This window comes from Catenulispora subtropica (genome assembly GCF_039531675.1).
Taxonomy (GTDB): Bacteria; Actinomycetota; Actinomycetes; order Streptomycetales; family Catenulisporaceae; genus Catenulispora; species Catenulispora subtropica.
Window position 1 is genome coordinate 61,075 of the sequence record NZ_BAAAQM010000013.1, and the last position, 17,278, is coordinate 78,352.

Annotated in this window: 16 protein-coding genes; 12 read left to right on the forward strand and 4 right to left on the reverse strand. The window is 68.8% G+C overall.

Translation table 11 applies throughout. The annotated features are described in order from the left end of the window. Together ABD466_RS13720 and ABD466_RS13725 are read left to right on the forward strand one after the other, a co-directional pair. The gene (locus ABD466_RS13720) at positions 1-732 is read left to right on the forward strand and encodes an SDR family oxidoreductase (RefSeq protein ID WP_344657388.1); all 732 of its coding nucleotides are present in this window, start codon (positions 1-3) and stop codon (positions 730-732) included. 301 nt (positions 733-1,033) lie between these two features. Then, entirely contained in the window at positions 1,034-1,747 is a 714-nt protein-coding gene (locus ABD466_RS13725; protein ID WP_344657389.1) for a hypothetical protein, read from the forward strand. A gap of 156 nt (positions 1,748-1,903) precedes the next feature. Here ABD466_RS13725 and ABD466_RS13730 read toward each other — a convergent pair whose 3' ends face one another. Beyond that, on the reverse strand, positions 1,904-2,932 hold the full coding sequence (locus ABD466_RS13730) for a substrate-binding domain-containing protein (protein ID WP_344657390.1): 1,029 nt from the start codon (positions 2,930-2,932) through the stop codon (positions 1,904-1,906). A gap of 129 nt (positions 2,933-3,061) precedes the next feature. On the opposite strand from ABD466_RS13730, the gene ABD466_RS13735 reads away from it, so the two are divergent. From ABD466_RS13735 to ABD466_RS13760, 6 genes are all read left to right on the forward strand, one after another. Continuing rightward, positions 3,062-4,243: a Gfo/Idh/MocA family protein gene (locus ABD466_RS13735; RefSeq protein ID WP_344657391.1), complete on the forward strand. Its 1,182-nt coding sequence runs from the start codon at positions 3,062-3,064 to the stop codon at positions 4,241-4,243. Beyond that, positions 4,243-5,256, forward strand: a complete 1,014-nt coding sequence (locus ABD466_RS13740; RefSeq protein WP_344657392.1) for a sugar phosphate isomerase/epimerase family protein — start codon at positions 4,243-4,245, stop codon at positions 5,254-5,256. Before ABD466_RS13735 ends, ABD466_RS13740 begins: the two co-directional genes overlap by 1 nt. Before the next feature lie 12 nt (positions 5,257-5,268). Further along, complete coding sequence (locus tag ABD466_RS13745; protein ID WP_344657393.1) at positions 5,269-5,937, forward strand: ThuA domain-containing protein; 669 nt, start codon at positions 5,269-5,271, stop codon at positions 5,935-5,937. Beyond that, positions 5,922-7,031 carry a Gfo/Idh/MocA family protein gene (locus tag ABD466_RS13750; RefSeq protein ID WP_344657472.1) on the forward strand — a complete coding sequence of 370 codons (1,110 nt, stop codon included), beginning with the start codon at positions 5,922-5,924 and terminating at the stop codon, positions 7,029-7,031. Before ABD466_RS13745 ends, ABD466_RS13750 begins: the two co-directional genes overlap by 16 nt. Before the next feature lie 136 nt (positions 7,032-7,167). Beyond that, the gene (locus ABD466_RS13755; RefSeq protein ID WP_344657394.1) at positions 7,168-8,442 is read left to right on the forward strand and encodes a D-arabinono-1,4-lactone oxidase; all 1,275 of its coding nucleotides are present in this window, start codon (positions 7,168-7,170) and stop codon (positions 8,440-8,442) included. 84 nt (positions 8,443-8,526) lie between these two features. Then, the gene (locus ABD466_RS13760) at positions 8,527-9,324 is read left to right on the forward strand and encodes a DUF72 domain-containing protein (protein ID WP_344657395.1); all 798 of its coding nucleotides are present in this window, start codon (positions 8,527-8,529) and stop codon (positions 9,322-9,324) included. Positions 9,325-9,625: 301 nt separating this feature from the next. Here ABD466_RS13760 and ABD466_RS13765 read toward each other — a convergent pair whose 3' ends face one another. Further along, positions 9,626-10,378 (reverse strand): FadR/GntR family transcriptional regulator, encoded by a 753-nt coding sequence (locus tag ABD466_RS13765; RefSeq protein ID WP_425558638.1) that lies wholly within the window; start codon positions 10,376-10,378, stop codon positions 9,626-9,628. A 397-nt stretch (positions 10,379-10,775) separates the two neighbouring features. Between ABD466_RS13765 and ABD466_RS13770 the strand changes: the two genes are divergently transcribed. The 4 genes from ABD466_RS13770 (at position 10,776) to ABD466_RS13785 (ending at position 15,977) form a co-directional block, all read left to right on the forward strand. Beyond that, on the forward strand, positions 10,776-12,158 hold the full coding sequence (locus ABD466_RS13770) for an ABC transporter substrate-binding protein (RefSeq protein WP_344657396.1): 1,383 nt from the start codon (positions 10,776-10,778) through the stop codon (positions 12,156-12,158). A gap of 101 nt (positions 12,159-12,259) precedes the next feature. Next, positions 12,260-13,075 (forward strand): carbohydrate ABC transporter permease, encoded by an 816-nt coding sequence (locus ABD466_RS13775; protein ID WP_425558642.1) that lies wholly within the window; start codon positions 12,260-12,262, stop codon positions 13,073-13,075. Then, positions 13,065-14,012, forward strand: coding sequence for a carbohydrate ABC transporter permease (locus ABD466_RS13780; protein ID WP_344657398.1), 948 nt, complete (start codon positions 13,065-13,067; stop codon positions 14,010-14,012). The genes ABD466_RS13775 and ABD466_RS13780 overlap by 11 nt, the downstream gene beginning before the upstream one ends. Positions 14,013-14,045: 33 nt before the next feature. Next, a complete protein-coding gene (locus ABD466_RS13785; RefSeq protein ID WP_344657399.1) occupies positions 14,046-15,977 on the forward strand; it encodes a DUF8034 domain-containing protein in 1,932 nt (643 codons plus the stop codon). Positions 15,978-16,029: 52 nt separating this feature from the next. Here ABD466_RS13785 and ABD466_RS13790 read toward each other — a convergent pair whose 3' ends face one another. Further along, entirely contained in the window at positions 16,030-16,473 is a 444-nt protein-coding gene (locus ABD466_RS13790) for a DoxX family protein (protein ID WP_344657400.1), read from the reverse strand. Between the two features lie 455 nt (positions 16,474-16,928). Next, a complete protein-coding gene (locus ABD466_RS13795) occupies positions 16,929-17,237 on the reverse strand; it encodes a discoidin domain-containing protein (RefSeq protein ID WP_344657401.1) in 309 nt (102 codons plus the stop codon). Between the last annotated feature and the right edge of the window lie 41 nt (positions 17,238-17,278).

Genomic DNA, 17,278 nt, shown 5'->3' on the forward strand with positions numbered 1-17,278 from the left:
ATGAGTGCACGAACGATTGCGCTGGTCACCGGCGCGAACAAGGGAATCGGCTACGAGATCGCGGCGGGTCTGGGCGCCCTCGGCTGGAGCGTCGGCGTCGGTGCCCGCGACGACCAGCGTCGTAAGGCCGCGGTGGAGCGACTGTGCGCGGCCGGTGTCGACGCCTTCGGCGTACCACTGGACGTGACCGACGACTCGAGCGTAACCGCCGCCGCACGGCTGATCGAAGATCAGGCCGGGTGCCTCGACGTGCTCGTCAACAACGCCGCCATCGCCGGCGTCATGCCGCAGGAGCCCACCCGCACCGACCCCGCCACCATCCGAACGGTCGTGGAGACCAACGTGATCGGCGTCATCCGCGTCACCAACGCGATGATGCCGCTGCTGCACCGCTCTGCCTCACCGCGGATCGTCAACATGTCCAGCAGCGTCGGCTCACTCACCCGGCAGTCAGGACCCGATCCAGAGCAGACGGCGGGTCCGGTGGCGGTGGCGTACGCGCCGTCGAAGACGTTCTTGAACGCCGTCACCCTCCAGTACGCCCGAGAGCTCAGCGGCACGAAGATCCTTATCAACGCCGGCTGCCCCGGCTACGTCGCGACCGATCTCAACGGCTTCCGCGGCGTGCGCACCCCCGAACAGGGCGCGGCGATCGCCGTCAAACTCGCGACCCTGCCCGATGACGGCCCGACCGGCAAGTTCTTCGACGACGCCGGCGTCGTGCCCTGGTGATGCACAGAACGCCCCGTCGCAGGCGATCAGAGCGCTGATGGCGACGGCTGCGAATGAGTAGGCGCCGAAGAGGTCGGTCTTCCTGCCGCCCCGGGCCGGGCACCGGCCGAGTATCCGGCTGAGGGTGGTGATGCCGGTCGGATGGCCCATGGGTCGTGAGCCTTCTGGGACGCATCGACTGATGGGGCGAACCGTGCGGATGTCCGACGCGTGAGCGACGTCTGCGCCGTGTAGTCCTCGATAGGCTTGCGATCATCTCCGAAAGGGGCGAAATGTCTTCAGCCATGTCAAAGAGATGATCATGAAGTCTCCCTCCGGCCCTGAAGGAGTGCCCGGCGGTGCCGACCAGAACGGTCAGGCTCACGGCGCGTCCGAAACGGGCGCGACCCTCCCGTCGCCCGGTCCACCTGCTTTCGCGGACACGGAAGAGGCGTGGATCGTCGTGGAGATCGTTCCGAGCCGTCGCGCCGCCGAGCGTTCAGTGGTGCACCTGGGCGGCGCGTTTCGGCGCCAGGCCCGCCGCGGCTGGGCCGACGCGTTCGTTGTGACCGGGGACCAGCACGGCACCTTCCAGCTCGTCCAATCCAGGTTCGTGACGGCCAACGGCCTGGTGGCGGCCGTCATGAAGTTCTCGGCCTCCATCATGGTCGGATTCCACGGCGTGGTCTCGGTGTTGAAAGGCGTGAGGTCCGGGGCCGAGGCGGTGCGCGCGCGGGAGACGCGTGTCGGCGCGGGGGCCGAGCGAGTCCGGGAGCTGCTTGGCGAGGCCGGTGAACACAAAGCCGGGCTGGTGATCCGCTGTACAGACGACGTGACTGTGCAGCATGCGGAGGCTCGCGCGGCACAGCACGCCATCGATCACTGGTGCGGCTCACGTTCGGAGTTCCTCGCCGCGCTCGAACACCTGGGCAGCGCTTACGACTGGCTGCGCCCTGCCGCAGACGGACACGGGCTTACCGCGGGGCGACGTCGGCGGCTGATAGGTCGGCTCCGAGGGGAGTCAGGGAGTGGATGACGCGGCCGTTGCGGACAGTGGTGATCAGGCCGGCCTCGCGGAGGGCTGCGGCGTGGACTGAGGCGGTGGGCGCGGTGACCCGCACCCGCACCCGCACCCGCGCCCGCCCCCAACCGCATGCCGAACCGACCCCCGAAAGATCGACGCGGCGCTGCCCTATCGCCGCATCGTGCTCCCTCGCTCGATCAACCGGGTCTCCAGCTCAACGCGTGCGGATTGGAGGGGTTCGCCGGCCCGGAGCCGCAGCAGTGTGTCGGTGGCCAGTCCGGCCATCTCGCGGACCGGTTGGCGGACCGTGGTGAGCGCGGGACTGAGCCAGCGGCCCTCCGGGAGGTCGTCGAAGCCGGTGACACTCAGATCGTGGGGTATGCGGAGCCCACGCTCGGCGGCCGCGTCGAAGACGCCCAGCGCCATGTGATCCGAGCACGCGAAGACGGCCGTCGGGGGCTGCGGAAGGTCCAGCAACGCTGCTGTCTCCCGGGCGGCTCCCTCTCTGGTCCAGTTCCCGTGGCGGACCAGGTCTGGGTCGTCCGGCAATCCGTATGCGGCGAAGACCGACCGGAATCCGTCGATCCGAGCCTGACTGTACCGGTGGTGCGGAACGCCCCCGATGACCGCGATCCGGGTGTGTCCCAACGCTAGGAGATGCTCCGCGGCCTGACGGCCCCCGGTCCAGTTCGTCGCGCCGATCGTCGGGGTGCCGTTGGACAGCGGCTGATGGGGGTCGAGGGCGACGAGCTGGATGCCGGCCGCGGCCAGGCGGCGGTCTTGCGCGGGGGCCGGAGTGACCAGGGCGAGTATCGCGTCCTTGCTTCCGCGCTGAACCAGGCGCTGCACCCAGTCGTGACGTTCGGGTTCGTCTTGCCGCGCGACCACGACGACCACGTCCTGGCCGGTGCGCGACAACGTGTCCTGGACCCCGGTGAGCACGACGTTCGCCCAGGTGCCCTCGACGCCGGGCACCACCAGGTCGACCAGACCGCTCGAAGCGGGAGCGGGTCCCGGGTCCGCCACGGTGTAACCGGCCTCGCGTAGGCGAGCCGTGATGGCCTCGCGGACCGGTGGCGATACGTCACTCCGTCCGTTGAGCACCTTCGACACCACGGGGACCGGCACGCCGGCGGCGCGGGCGATCTGGGTCAAGGTCGGCGACCCCGGCGGTCTGCGCCACGCGCGTTGAGTCATCTGCTCAGCATGGCGATGGCCGCATGAGTTGCGCAACTTTTGATCTCTGTTTCTTGCTGGAAGACGTCTGTATGGTCAGCGCGAAGGGGGATTCTGCGGTTGGAAGTTGCGCAACTTTTGAGGAGGAAGATGCCGGACAGCCTTCGGATCGGTTTGATCGGCCACGGATTCATGGGCCGGGCGCATTCGCTGGCCTGGCAGGCGGTCGCACCGGTCTTCGACCTCCCGCTCGTCCCCGAGCCGACCGCCGTCGCCGGCCGGAACCCCGACGCCGTCGCGGACTTCGCCCGCACGTGGGGCTGGGCGTCGCACGAGAGCGACTGGCGCCGTCTTGTCGAGCGCGACGACATCGACGTCGTCGACATCACCGTTCCTGGAGCCCTGCACGCCGAGATCGCGCTGGCCGCGCTGGAGGCGGGCAAACACGTCCTCTGCGAGAAGCCGCTGGCGAACACCCTGGCCGAGGCCCGGGCGATGGCGTCGGCCGCGAAGGACGCCTCGACCCGAGGTGTCCTGTCCATGGTCGGGTTCAACTACCGGCGTACTCCGGCACTCGCCCTGGCCCGCGATCTGGTGGAATCCGGCCGGCTCGGCGAGGTCCGGCACGTTCGGGCGGCCTACCTGCAGGACTGGATCAGCGATCCGGAGTTCCCGCTGGTGTGGCGGCTCCGTAAGGAGGAAGCGGGTTCCGGAGCGCTCGGCGACCTCGGCGCCCATCTGGTGGACCTCGTCTATTTCCTGACCGGGCAGCGCATCAGTGGAGTGAGTGCCCTGACCGAGACGTTCGTCAAGGAGCGGCCCTTGCCGCAAGCCGCGGCGGGGCTGAGCGGCGTAGGGGGAACCGGCCGCGGCGCGGTGACCGTCGACGACACCGCGATCTTCATCGCCCGGTGTGAAGGCGGAGCGGTGGCGACCTTCGAGGCCACCCGCTTCGCGCCCGGCCGCAAGAACGCCATGCGCATCGAGCTGAACGGCTCGAAGGGCAGTCTGTCCTTCGACTTCGAAGCCCTCAACGAGCTGCACGTCTACGACGCTACTGCCGACGGTGCGCACTCGGGTTTCCAGCGCATCCTGGCCACCGAACCGCAGCATCCGTACCTGCAGGCGTGGTGGCCGCCCGGCCACAGCCTCGGCTACGACCACACGTTCGTCAACCAGGCGCGTGACTTCGTCATGGCCATCGCACTCGGCACACCGCCGAGGCCGTCGTTCACCGACGGCCTTTATGTGCAGACCGTGCTGGACGGTGTCGAGACCAGCGCCCGTGAAGGATCTGCCTGGAAGCCCCTGACGTGGGAAGAAGGAATCTGATGGTTCGTCCGGTAACCCTGTTCACCGGCCAGTGGGCCGATCTGCCGTTCGAGGAGGTGTGCCGACTCGCCTCGGGCTGGGGCTACGACGGCCTGGAGATCGCTTGCTGGGGCGATCATTTCGAAGTGGATCGTGCTCTTGCCGAGCCCGACTACGTCCGGCGCCGCAAAGACCTCCTCGCGAAGTACGGCCTCGACGTCTACGCCATCTCGACCCATCTGGTCGGCCAGGCGGTGTGCGACGCCATCATCGACGACCGCCACCGGGGCATCTTGCCCGCGCGGATCTGGGGTGACGGGGAAGCCGAAGGCGTCAGGACGCGCGCCGCCGCCGAACTCGCCGACACCGCGCGGGCCGCGGCCGAACTCGGTGTCCGGACCGTCGTCGGTTTCACCGGTTCGCCGATCTGGCACTACCTGGCGATGTTCCCGCCGGTGTCGGCGGACGTCGTCGATCGCGGATACGCCGAGTTCGCCGAGCGGTTCACCCCGATCCTCGACGTCTTCGATTCCGTCGGCGTGCGGTTCGCCCATGAAGTTCATCCCAGTGAGATCGCGTACGACTACTGGTCGACGGTCCGCGCTCTGGAGGCGGTCGACCACCGCCCGGCCTTCGGGTTGAACTTCGATCCCAGCCACTTCATGTGGCAGGACCTTGATCCGGTGACCTTCCTGTCCGACTTCCGGGACCGCGTCTATCACGTGGACTGCAAGGAGTCGGTCAAGCGTCTCGACGGCCGCAACGGCCGTCTGGGTTCGCACCTGCCCTGGGGAGACCCGCGTCGCGGCTGGGACTTCGTGTCGACCGGACACGGCGACGTGCCGTGGGAGCCGGTCTTCCGGATGCTCAACGCCATCGGATACGACGGCCCGATCAGCGTCGAATGGGAGGACGCGGGGATGGACCGCCTGATAGGCGCCCCGGAAGCGCTGGGCTTCATCCGGAAACTCACCATGATCGAGCCGCCGAAGGCGTCATTCGACGCCGCCTTCAGCCAGAGCACGGCAGACTGAGAGGGAGAGGCGATGCCGCACACTGCCCACCAGGCGCTCGTCGTCCGCGGCGGCTGGGACGGCCACGCCCCGGTGGAGGCCACCGAGTTGTTCACTCCGTTCCTGAAGGAACGAGGGTACGAGGTCGTCATCTGCGACAGCCTCGACGTCTACACGGACGCGGCGCTCCTGGCGAGGACCGATCTGATCCTCCAATGCTGGACGATGGGCTCGCTCAGCGCAGACCAGGCGAAGGGCCTGCGAGACGCGGTCGCATCCGGTGTCGGACTGGCCGGTTGGCACGGGGGCGTCGTGGATTCGTTCCGCGCCACGCCGGAGTATCTCCAACTGGTCGGCGGCCAGTTCGTGGCCCATCCGGGTGGGATCTCCCAGCACACTCTTCAGGTGGTGCCCGACCGCTCGGAGCACGGCATCGTCAAGGATCTGCCGGCGACGATCGCCGTCGAGGACGAGCAGTACTGGGTGTTGACCGACTCCTACAACGACGTGCTGGCCACGACGACCCTTCCGGTCCGCGACGGCAGCCCGTGGGCGACACCGATCACCGTCCCCGCGGTGTGGACCCGGACGTGGGGCTCGGGCCGCGTCTTCGTCTGCACCTCCGGCCACCACCCGCCCGCGCTGGAAGTACCCGAGATCCGCACCATCATAGAAAGGGGGCTGCTATGGGCGAGCCGATGAGAGTGGGTGTGGTCGGAGCCGGGAACATCAGCCATCAGTATTTCCGGATTCTGAGCTCCTTGAGCCCTTCCCCCGTGGAAGTCGTCGCGGTGAGCGACCGCGACCTGCCGCGCGCCCTGGCCGCGGTGGAAGTGATGCCTGGTGCGAGAGCGGTCCCGGTGGACGAACTGCTGGCCGCCGATGACATCGACGTCGTGCTCAACCTGACGACACCGGAGGCGCATGCGGAGGTCGCCTTGGCGGCGCTCGCTTCGGGCAAGCACGTCTACGGGGAGAAGCCGCTCGCGGCGAACCTGGCCGACTCGACCGTGGTGATCGATGCGGGGCGGAAAGCCGGGCTGCGCGTGGGATGCGCACCGGACACGGTGCTCGGCACCGGTATCCAGACGGCCCGCAAGATCGTCGATGGCGGAACCATCGGCACACCGATGTCGGCGACCGCGGTGATGGCGTGCTTCGGCCACGAGCTGTGGCACCCTGACCCCGAGTTCTACTACCGGCCCGGCGCAGGGCCCCTGCTGGATATGGGGCCGTATTATTTGTCGGCCCTCATCCATCTGCTGGGGCCGGTGAAGTCGGTGATGGGCGCGGGAAGCCGACTTCGCCCGATCCGGACCATAGCTTCCGGCCCACGCGCCGGCACCGTGTTCCAGACCGAGGTCGACACCCACGTCACCGGCATCCTCGAACATGAGAGCGGCGCGCTCACGACCTTGATCATGACCTTCGACGTGGCGGCCACGAAGGCGTCGAACATCGAAGTCCACGGCACCGCCGGATCGCTGATCGTCCCGGACCCCAACGTCTTCGACGGCGAGTGCAAGCTCTGGCGTGCCGGGCACACCGGCTGGTCGACCGTGTCGCCGGCCGCCGGCTTCGCCGGGGCGGGGCGGGGATACGGACTCACGGAGATGGCCCAGGCCATCGCCGAAGGGCGACCCCACCGAGCGTCCGCCGATCTGGCGTATCACGTCGTCGATTGCGCGTACACGCTGCTGGAGTCGGCAGCCGAGCGAACGACGCTCAGCGTTGAGAGCCGGTGCGAGGTACCTCCGCTGGTGCCGCTGACCGGCTGCTCTTCACGGGGGAAGTAGTCCGCCACGGCCGTCATCGAAACGCCACCCGAATCAGCTCGGAAACGAAACCCCGAACCACACATGACGAACGATTACTCTTGGTCAGCGCGTCCGCGCCATTGATCATCACCGCGATTCTGGGAGGTCTGGACCGATGAGCGCGCGGCCCCGCAACTGGGCGGGCAACATCACTTTCCGGGCTGGGCGGATGCACCGGCCGGGTTCGCTCGCGGAACTTCGCCGGGTGGTGGGAGCCGCCGACGCGGTCCGGGTGCTGGGGACCGGGCACTCGTTCAACCGCGTCGCGGACGCCGACGGCGGCGACCAGGTGGTGCTGGACGCGTTGCCGGCGTCCGTCGACGTCGACACCGCCGCCGGCACGGCCGAGGTCGCGGCCGGGATGCGGCTGGCGGAGATCGCGCCTCGGTTGCAGGCGGCGGGCTTCGCGTTGCCCAGCCTGCCGTCGTTGCCGCACATCTCGCCGGCCGGCGCCTGCGCCACCGGTACCCACGGGTCCGGCGACGGGCTGCGCGGCTTGGCGGCCCTGGTGCGCGCGATGCGGCTGGTCGGGCCGGAGGGCGATGTCACGGAGCTGAGTCGTGACGGCTCCGAGGACTTCGCAGGGTGCGTGGTGTCCCTCGGCGCGCTGGGCGTCGTCACCCATCTCACGCTGGACCTGGTGCCGGCCTTCGACGTCGCGCAGCACGTCTGGACGCGGGTCCCGCTGGACCGGGTCTTCGAACACTTCGACGAGGTGTTCTCAGCCGGCTACAGCGTCAGCGTGTTCACCGACTGGACCGATACGGCGACAGTTTGGGTGAAGCTCCATGCGGCGCAGTCGGACGACATCGCGCTCCCTCCACGTGACGACGACTGGCTCGGCGGCCGTCTGGCGGACCGGCCCGTCCATCCGATCCCCGGTCTGCCCGCCGAGAACTGCACCGAGCAGCTCGGCGTGCCGGGTCCCTGGCACGAGCGGTTGCCGCACTTCCGTCCCGAGTTCACGCCGAGCAGCGGCGAGGAGCTCCAGTCGGAGTTCTTCCTCGCGCGGGACCGCGCGCAGGCGGCGTTCGCGGCTGTGCGAGCGCTCGGTGCGCGGATCGCCCCGGTCCTGCTGGTCTCCGAGATCCGCACCATCGCCGCCGACGATCTGTGGCTGAGCCCCTGCTTCGAACGGGACAGCGTCGCCATCCACTTCACGTGGATCGCCGACCGGGCCGCGGTGGCGCCGGTTCTGGCGGCGGTGGAGCACGAGCTGCTGCCGTTGGGCGCACGTCCGCACTGGGGCAAAGTGTTCTCCGGCGGGCCCGACGCCGCCCTCGCCACCTATGAAAAGGCCGACGAGTTCGACCGCATCCTTCGCCGGCACGATCCGCGTGGCAAGTTCCGCAATCAGTTCGTCAGGGACCTGTTCCCCGACCATCACTGACTGTCCGCGAGGTACGGATCGTTCCGTGGTCCCGACGGCCCAACGCGAGCGAATCCGCGCCGGATGTGTGGAATCCTGGCTGTGATGCCCATTCTCGTCGGGACTTCGGGCTGGCAGTACAAGGACTGGTCCGGGGTTCTCTATCCGCGGGAGACCCCGCAGCGGCTGTGGCTGGAGGCCTACGCGGCCGTCTTCGCCACGGTCGAGGTCAACGCGGCTTTCTACCGGCTGCCGAAGCCCGAGACCTTCGCGAAGTGGCGTGACCGGACGCCCGACGACTTCATCATGGCGGTCAAGGCCAGCCGCTACCTCACCCACATCAAGCGTCTTCGCGGCCCGCGGGAACCTGTGCGGCGGCTCATGGACGCCGCACAGTCGCTGGGTACCCGGCTGGGTCCGGTACTGCTCCAGCTGCCGCCGACGCTGCGGGCGGTCCCCGACGATCTGGATGCTTGCCTGCGCTGTTTCCCCGCCGGGCAGCGGGTGGCGGTTGAGCCGCGGCACGAGTCGTGGTGGGTGCCAGAGGTACGGAAGGTGCTGGAGCGTCACGGGGCCGCGTTGTGCTGGGCCGATCGTGGCTCGCATCTGATGACACCGTTGTGGCGTACCGCTGACTGGGGGTATGTGCGGCTGCACGACGGCCGCGCCGCCGGTCACCACTATGGGCGCCGGGCGCTGGCCCGGTGGTCGGAACGGATCCTGGGCGAGCGGCCCGCCTCCGCCGACTTCTACGTCTATTTCAACAACGACATGGGAGGCGCGGCAGTGCGTGACGCTGTCGCGTTCGCCCGCGCGGCCCGGCGTGACGGGCTCCAGGTCAGTCGAACGCCGGCGGCGCGGATGCTGGAGCGCTCCGGAGCCGTGCCGCCACGATCGCTTTGACAGCGGGACCGGGCCGTACTCTCCGTAACCGGGGAAAGGACCGGCCTCGCTGAAGGCCACGGCACCGACAACCACGGCCTGTGACCTGAGCGCCTTCGCGGGCTCAGTGAACGCACGATGACCACCAACCGGCGCTGGAGCTCCCGGCGGCGGCCGAGTCTCTCTCGGCGTTACGCACCTTGGCTGCTGTGCTCCCGTTGTGCCTCGTGGGAGGACCCGCCAGAAGTGATGATCATCGACAGCAGCTCGGCGACCTCGTGGTCGGCTTCGGCGCGGTGCCGGAATCGGCATCGGCGGGGCGTCAGCCGAATACGCGCCGTTGGATCTCCTGGCGGTAGTCCTCGAGAGTCCTGTCCAGATGGACCCCGGTCGCCGCGGCGGCGGCCTCCGGGTCGCCGTCGCGGATCGCCTCGTAGATCGCGGCGTGCTCGGTGATGGCTTCGGCCGCGTGGCTGCCGATCGCACCGCGCATGCCGATGGTGCTGGACTGGCGTTGCAGGCGGCGGGCTTCGCGGACCGCGGCGAGCAGGAACGGGTTGTGGGACGCGGTGGCGATGCCGAGGTGGAAGTCGTCGTCGCCGCGGTCGAAGGACGCCGGCCGGCCCGTGAGGTGGCCGTGCTCGCAGAGCTGCGCCGCGGCCTCGATGGCGCGCAGCTCGGCCGGGGTCGCGCGGGTCGCCGCCAGCCGGCTGGCGGCCGTCTCCTGGACCCGCCGGAACTCGAACAGCCTGTAGACGTGGTCCAGGTCGGTGGGCATGAAGAAGCCTCCCCACCGTGCGGAGCCCAACATGCCCTCGTCGTCGGCCACGTACAGGCCGCGGCCCTTCTGTGCGCGCACACGTCCGATCGCGGACAGGATCTTGAGCGCTTCGCGGACCATGGTGCGGCTGGCGCCCACGTGCGCGGCCAGCTCGTTCTCGGTCGGCATCCGGTCACCGGGTCGCAGCCGGGATTCGGCGATCAGGTGGAGGATCTGCTCCGCGACCACCTCGTAGCCCGGACGGTAGGCGTCGGCCCGAGTGCCGTGCTCCGTCAGTTCGGGTGCGCCGTCCACCGGACCACCTCCGTTGTCTTCGGCCACATCGAGCGTGACTGATCCTGGGTCGGCAAGGAACATACACCGCTCGGCCAGCCCAGGCCAGATGTGTGTTACTCATTGCCGATGGTCAGGGGGAGAAATACTGCGAAAACCGGAGTATCCGGGAGGGGGTGTGGCCGCAGCGTTAAAGAACTCTGAAGTGATGTGTCCTACCCCCTTGACTCGAGTGGCTGGGGGCGGCTCTGATATGTGACGAAGGTTACAGCGTGAAGTGCGCAGGCCGAGACCGGTCGCCCGCGCACTCCGGGGCCGGCTCGGATCGACGAGCTCGTGGGCCCGATGAGTACGACACATATCCCAGTTTCGGCCCGCCTGGGCTCTTCCGGCGGTGCCCCAGCGAGTGGAGTCGTTCATGAACACGAAGTTCCGCGCCGTCGGCGGACGAGGCCCGGCCCGGCCACGCGGGCGCACCGGATTGCTGGCGATCGGAGCCCTCCTGGCCCTCGGCGTCGCCGCCTGCGGTTCGAGCAGCGGCAAGGGCGGTACCACGCCGGGCGCTCAGGGCGGCAGCTTCAAGCCGGCGGAGCAGACCGGCGGGACGTTGACGGTCTGGGTCGATTCGACCCGCCTGGCCGCGGCGCAGCTCTACCAGAAGAACCACTCCGACGTGAAGATGGACATCGTCACCTACGACGGTGACGCCAACGGTTCGAACTATCTGCAGACGAAGGTCTCGCTGTTCAACCGCACCGGCTCGGGCTGGCCGGACGTCGTCTTCAGCTCCCAGAACAACGAGACCTCCTGGGCGGTGCAGGCCGGGTTCACCGCACCGCTGAACAAGGGTCTGATACCCCAGGCCACGCTGGACGGCTGGGCCACCAACGCCAACGCCCCGTGCACCGTCGACGGCACCGTCTACTGCCTGCGCAACGACCTGTCCCAGACCGTGCTGTGGTACAACGCCAAGCTCATGAAGCAGTGGGGCTACCAGGTGCCCGCGACATGGGAGGACTACCAAGCACTGGGCGAGAAGGTCGCCACTGAGCACCCCGGCTACCTGGTCGGTGCCGCGGGCGACACCTTCACCCCCGAGGTCTACCTGTGGGCGAGCAAGTGCGGCGCCAATCAGATCACCGGCCCCAAGGCCGTCACGGTCGAGACCGCGAGCGCGAACTGCACCAAGATGGCGACGCTGCTCGACACGCTGATCAAGAACAAGACCATGTCGACCTCCAGCGTGTTCAGCTCCGACTTCGATAAGAACGAGGCCGACAAGATCCTGATGCTGCCCGGACCGGCCTGGTACGGCGGCGCACTGTTCCAGGGCACCTTCAAGACTCCGGCCGGCGAGACCGGCGTGGCGCCGATGCCGCAGTGGGCCGGCGACTCCAGCCCGGCGGTCGGCAACGTCGGCGGCGGCACCTGGCTGCTGTCCGCGCACAGCAAGAACCTCAAGGCCGCCACCGACTTCCTCACCTGGGTCACCACGTCCGACGACTACCAGGGCAAGCTCGCCCCCGGATACCCGGCCTACTCCGCCGCGGCCAAGACCTGGCTGGCGGCCCAGGTGGCCTCGGGCTACTACGCGAACGACATCACCGCGCCGCTGACCGCAGCGGCGAACCAGGTGTGGCCCGGATGGGGCTACGGCCAGTTCAGCCAGGAGGCGATCTGGGCCGCGACCATCACCCCGGGGGTCAACGCCGGCAAGAGCATCTCCTCGCTGCTGCCGGCCTGGCGCGACGCCATCGCGAACTACGCCAAGGCCGACGGATACCAGGTGACGACGAAGTGAGCACGTCCCCCGCGACGGCCGACCGGACCACCGCGCAGCGCGATGCACGGCGCGCGCCCTGGTCCGGCCGGGCCGGCTACGGCTTCGTCGCCGCCTACGTCGTGCTGCTGATCGCCTTCGGCGTCGTGCCGACCGGCTACGCGGTCTACTTCGCGTTCACGGACGAGGGTGCGCACTTCACCGGGCTGTCGAACTTCACCCGGGCGGCCGCGGACTTCCGTTTCGGGCCGGCTGTCGGGCACGTCGCGCTGTACTTGGTGTTCTGGCTGGCGGCACTGGTCGTCTTCGTCGTGGGCCTGTCGCTGCTGGTGCACCGGCTGTCGGCGCGCGGCGTGAGCAAGGCCCTGAGGTTCCTGTACTACATCCCCGGCGCGCTGGCCGGAGCGGCGAGCGTGATGGTCTGGCTGTTCCTGCTCGATCCTTCGGTCAGCCCGGTGAGCTTCCTGCTGAGAGCCCTCGGGTTCGACACCTTCGGCCAGGTCGTGGCGCCGGGGCAGCTGCCCGTCCTGTTCACGCTCATCGCGTTCTGGACCGGCGCGGGGGGCTGGATCGTGGTGATGCACGGGGCGTTGAACAACATCCCCCACGAGGTCGTCGAGGCCGCGCGGATCGATGGGGCGTCCGCCTGGCAGACCGCGAAGCGGATCCAGATCCCGATGCTGCGCAAGTGGATCGTCTACATGGTGATCCTGGCGTTCGCCGGCGGCACCCAGCTGTTCGTCGAACCGCAGCTGCTCGCGCAGGCCAGCGTCGGTGTCGCCGGCCGCGACTACTCGCTGAACCAGTTGTCCTACGACTTCGCCTTCCAGAACGACGACGTGAACACCGCCGCCGCCGTCTCGGTCGAGCTGCTGCTGATCGGTCTGGTCGTCGCCGCGCTGTTCGTCGCCAGATCGGGGTTCTTCGATGCCGACTGAGACACACTCCGCCGCGGCCGCACGTATGGGGGTGTCCATGCCGCCCGCCGACACCGGCCGGCCGCGCCGCTCCGTCCGCCGCGGCCCGGGCAATCCGCTCCCCGCGCTGGTGCTGGGGCTGTTCGCGGTCTTCTTCGTGCTGCCCGTGCTCTGGCTGGTGCTCGCCGCGACCAAGACCGACGACCAGCTCGTGCACGGCAACCCGCTGTCGTTCGGCTCCTGGCACGCGCTGAAGGCGAACTGGGACGCGCTGACCTCCTATCAGGACGACGCGATCTTCCAATGGCTGCGCAACTCCGCGGTCTACTCCTTCCTCGCCCTGGTGATCACTCTGGCCGTGGCGATTCCGGCGGGCTACGCGCTGGCGATGACCGAGTTCCGCGGACGCCGGACTCTGCTGATCTCCACCCTCGTGGTGATGCTCATGCCGAACGCGACCCTGGTCGTGCCGTTGTTCCTGGAGATCGACGCGGTGCACTTGGTCGGCTCGATGTGGTCCGTCATCCTGCCGTACGCGTTCTACCCGTTCGGCGTGTATCTGGCCTACATCTACTTCAGCACGGCCCTGCCCAGGGAACTGTTGGAGGCGGCGCGGCTGGACGGCTGCGGCGAGTTCGGCGTCTTCCGCCGGGTCGCCCTGCCGTTGGCCGCCCCGATCGTGGCTCTGGTCGGCTTCTTCAGCTTCGTGGCCAACTGGACGAACTACTTCCTGCCGTACGTGCTGCTGCCGCAGAGCGATCAGTTCCCGGTCCAGGTGGGCCTGGGCACGCTGCTCGACGATGTGCCGCAGTTCAATCCGACCGTCGGCGATCTGGCCGTGCAGCGACCGGAACTGGCACTGGCCACTCTGCTCGCGATCACCCCGGTGCTCATCGTCTTCCTGTTCTCCCAGCGCTTCCTGGTGGCCGGCATGCTCGCCGGCGCCGCCAAGGGCTGATTCCGAAGCCATGTCCGAAACGGAGAAACCCGCATGCATCCCGTCATCACGGCCTCGGTGCCGCTGCTCGAACCGCCCGGCTGGGCGCTGGCGCAGCGCGAGCTCTTCGATCTGCTGGACCGGTCGTGGCGGCGCTTCGCCGACGACTTCACGGGGCCGGACGGCGAGCTCACGTACAACGGGACGCTCTCCAGCCGCGACGGCGGGGACGATTTCTACGAGGTCTTCTTCAACTGGCCGCAGCTCTACCTGCTCGGCGGCGCCGACGACCTGCTGCCCGCTTCCGAGCGGCATTGGGAAGGCGTCACCCGCCAGCTGACGGAGCTGGGCATGCTCAAGGACGAGTACGAACGCGGGTACGACTGGTTCCACCAAGGCGAGAGCCTGCTCCTGTTCTACTTCCTGTGCATGGCCGCGCCTGAGCGCTGGGCCGAGCGCGCCACTCGTTTCGCAGAGCTCTACGTCGACCCCGCGCACGGCAACTACGACGCCGAGCATCGCATCATCCGGCGCCCGCACAACGGCAGCGATCCGGCGCGAGAAGGCCTGTCCGACACCGCGAGCTACCCGTGGCTGCCGAAGGAAGCCGAGATGTACGGCTTCCCCCTGAACTGGATACTGCCCGAAGGCTCCGAGACCCCGCCGCTGGACGAGGACCCGCGCTTGGGCGAACAGATGCGGCTGCGCACGGGCTACGGTGACACCGCGGTCAACCTGGCGGCCACCGGTCTTGCCCTCAACGCTCTGATCCTGACCGGTGACGTGCGCTACCGGGACTGGATCACCGAGTACGTCGGTGCCTGGCGGGAGCGTGCGGTCGCCAACGGGGGAGTCCTTCCGGACAACGTCGCCCCGGACGGTACCGTCGGCGGCCTGCTGGAAGGGCGCTGGTACGGCGGCCACTACGGGTGGAACTGGCCGCACGGCTGGCACAGCGTCGGACCGGCTGCCGCCGTCGCCGCTCTCGCCGCGGCCGCCGCCACCGGTGACGACTCCTTCCTCGACCTGGTGAGACCGGCGCTCGACGAGGTCATCGCGCACGGCAAGACGATCGCCTTCGAGGACGCCGACTCCAGCCTGCAGTCCAAGTGGACCATCCAACTGCTCGACGACGTCCGTACTCCCACGCTGCATGTCCCGTACCGGTACGGCGACGAAGGCTGGTTCGACTTCAACCCGATGCCCTTGGTGGTGCCCGCCGCGCTCTGGCACCACACCGCGGCGGACGCCGACCGTGAGCGCATCGAGCGGCTGCGCAGCGCGTCCGGCATCGACTGGAGCATCGTCCGCCCGTTCCGCAGCAAGGAGGAATCAGGGCACGAAGAGCCCTGGTACGCCTTCCTCGCCGGAGACGATCCCGGCTATCCCGAACGCATCCTCGCCGCCGCGCAGGCGCAGGTGCGTCACCGCTTGGCCCGCATGGAGCGCTACCGCGGCCTGGACGTGCCGGAGGCGGACATCCACCTCTGGCAGCAGTCGAACCCGGTGGCCACCGAGGCCCTGGTCCAGCTCACCTGGGGCGGTCCGCAGGTGCTCTACAACGGCGGGCTTCAGCAGGCGCGCGTGCGCTACTACGACGCCGAGTCCCGCCGCCCCGGCCTGCCGTCGTCGGTCGCGGCGCTGGTCTCCAGCATCGATCCGCAGGCGACCGTCGTGGAGCTGGTGAACCTCGATCCGGAACGCGGGCGCACGGTGATCGTGCAGGCGGGTGCGTTCGCAGAACACACGATCGCCGAGGTGGCATACACGATCTGCGAGGACTCCTCATGGATCGGCGACCTCTACGACTACGGCCACCGGCAGCCGAGCGAGACGGTGGTCTCGGCCGAGGTCGGCGGCCCCTGGCTCACCGTCGAGCTGCCTCGCTCGACGCGTGTGCGCCTGACGCTGCGTCTGGACCTGCGCACGCGTCAGCCGTCCTACCGCACGCCGTTCGACGCAGAGCAACGGGGCGGTACGGACTGACCGACAGGCACCAGGGCCGCGCAGGGCACGACGACGCCGGCTGCGGCAGCCGTCACTCGAACCCGGGAGCCGTCGCCTTCGACGGCTTGGGAAGTCGAAGGGTCCCCTTCATCAGCGTGTCGACCGCCAGAGGGCCGGCGCCGACGATGGCGATCAGCAGGAACGCCCACGAGAACAGCGCGGCCTGCTCGCCGCCGTTGGCCATCGGCAGCAACGCGTGCTTCTGGTGTACGGAGAAGTAGGCGTAGGCCATGGTCCCCGACAGGATGACGGCGGAGATCCGTGTTCCCAGCCCGAGCATGACGAGCAGCCCGAAGACGAGCTGGAGCACTCCGGCGATCCCGTCGGGCCAGGTGGTGGGCGAGATGGTGTGCCCGGAGAAGGGCTTGACCGGGAAGCCGGTCAGGGTGGAGGCCCCATGGCAGGCCATGAGGAATCCGATGACGATCCGATAGAGCGACAGGCCGATGGGCGGCAGTGACTTGAAGTCGGGCATGCGGCTTCACCACTTCCGTGTGGATACGTCGGGGTAGGAGGCAGACGTCTGGGTACGTCGGCGGTGGGAACGTATCGGTTCGATGCTCTGATGCGAAACGGCGGTACAGGTCTGTTCCCGCGGCTCTTGTCGGGAATCAGAGCCTTCGGTGCCTTGGTACCACCGCCGGATAGGCGGTTCACCTGCGATGAGGCGAGGGCTGCGCCGCGGAGGGCGGGCGGCGAGGAAGATCGGGTTCTTCGACGCCGCCGCCGAAACTTTCAGCTGGCGAAGACCTGCATGGACCACCACGAGTAGCTCCACTGGGTCCCGCGGGTTGTGTCATACATGCGCACGCAGCGGCCCGTGCCCTTCAACCCGGTGAGGTCGTTCACGCCACCGGTGCCGCCGGTCGTGCCGTAGAGGGTGATCCAGGTGGAACCGTCGTTGGAGGTCTGGACCTGGTACGCCTTGCCCTAGGCGTTCTCCCAGGACAGGACGACGCGGCCGATGCTCTGCACCGATCCGAGGTCCACCTGAAGCCATTGCGGGTCGGAGAAAGCGCTGGACCAGAGCGAGGCGGGGTTGCCGTCGACGGCGTTGCCCGGGCCGAGCGCGGAGCTCTCGTTCGACGAGGACGTCGCGGTCCGGCCGAGCGCCAGATCCAGGGACGGGTCGAACAACGGGCGGTCGTAGACCTCGAAGGCGCGGACCGAGGCCCAGCAGCCGGAGTTCAGCGCGGTGACCGTGAGGCGGAGGTGGCGGGTGGCCGCGCTGAAGCCCACATTCTGGACTTGCGAGGTGCTGGTCGTCGTCCTGCCGGGTC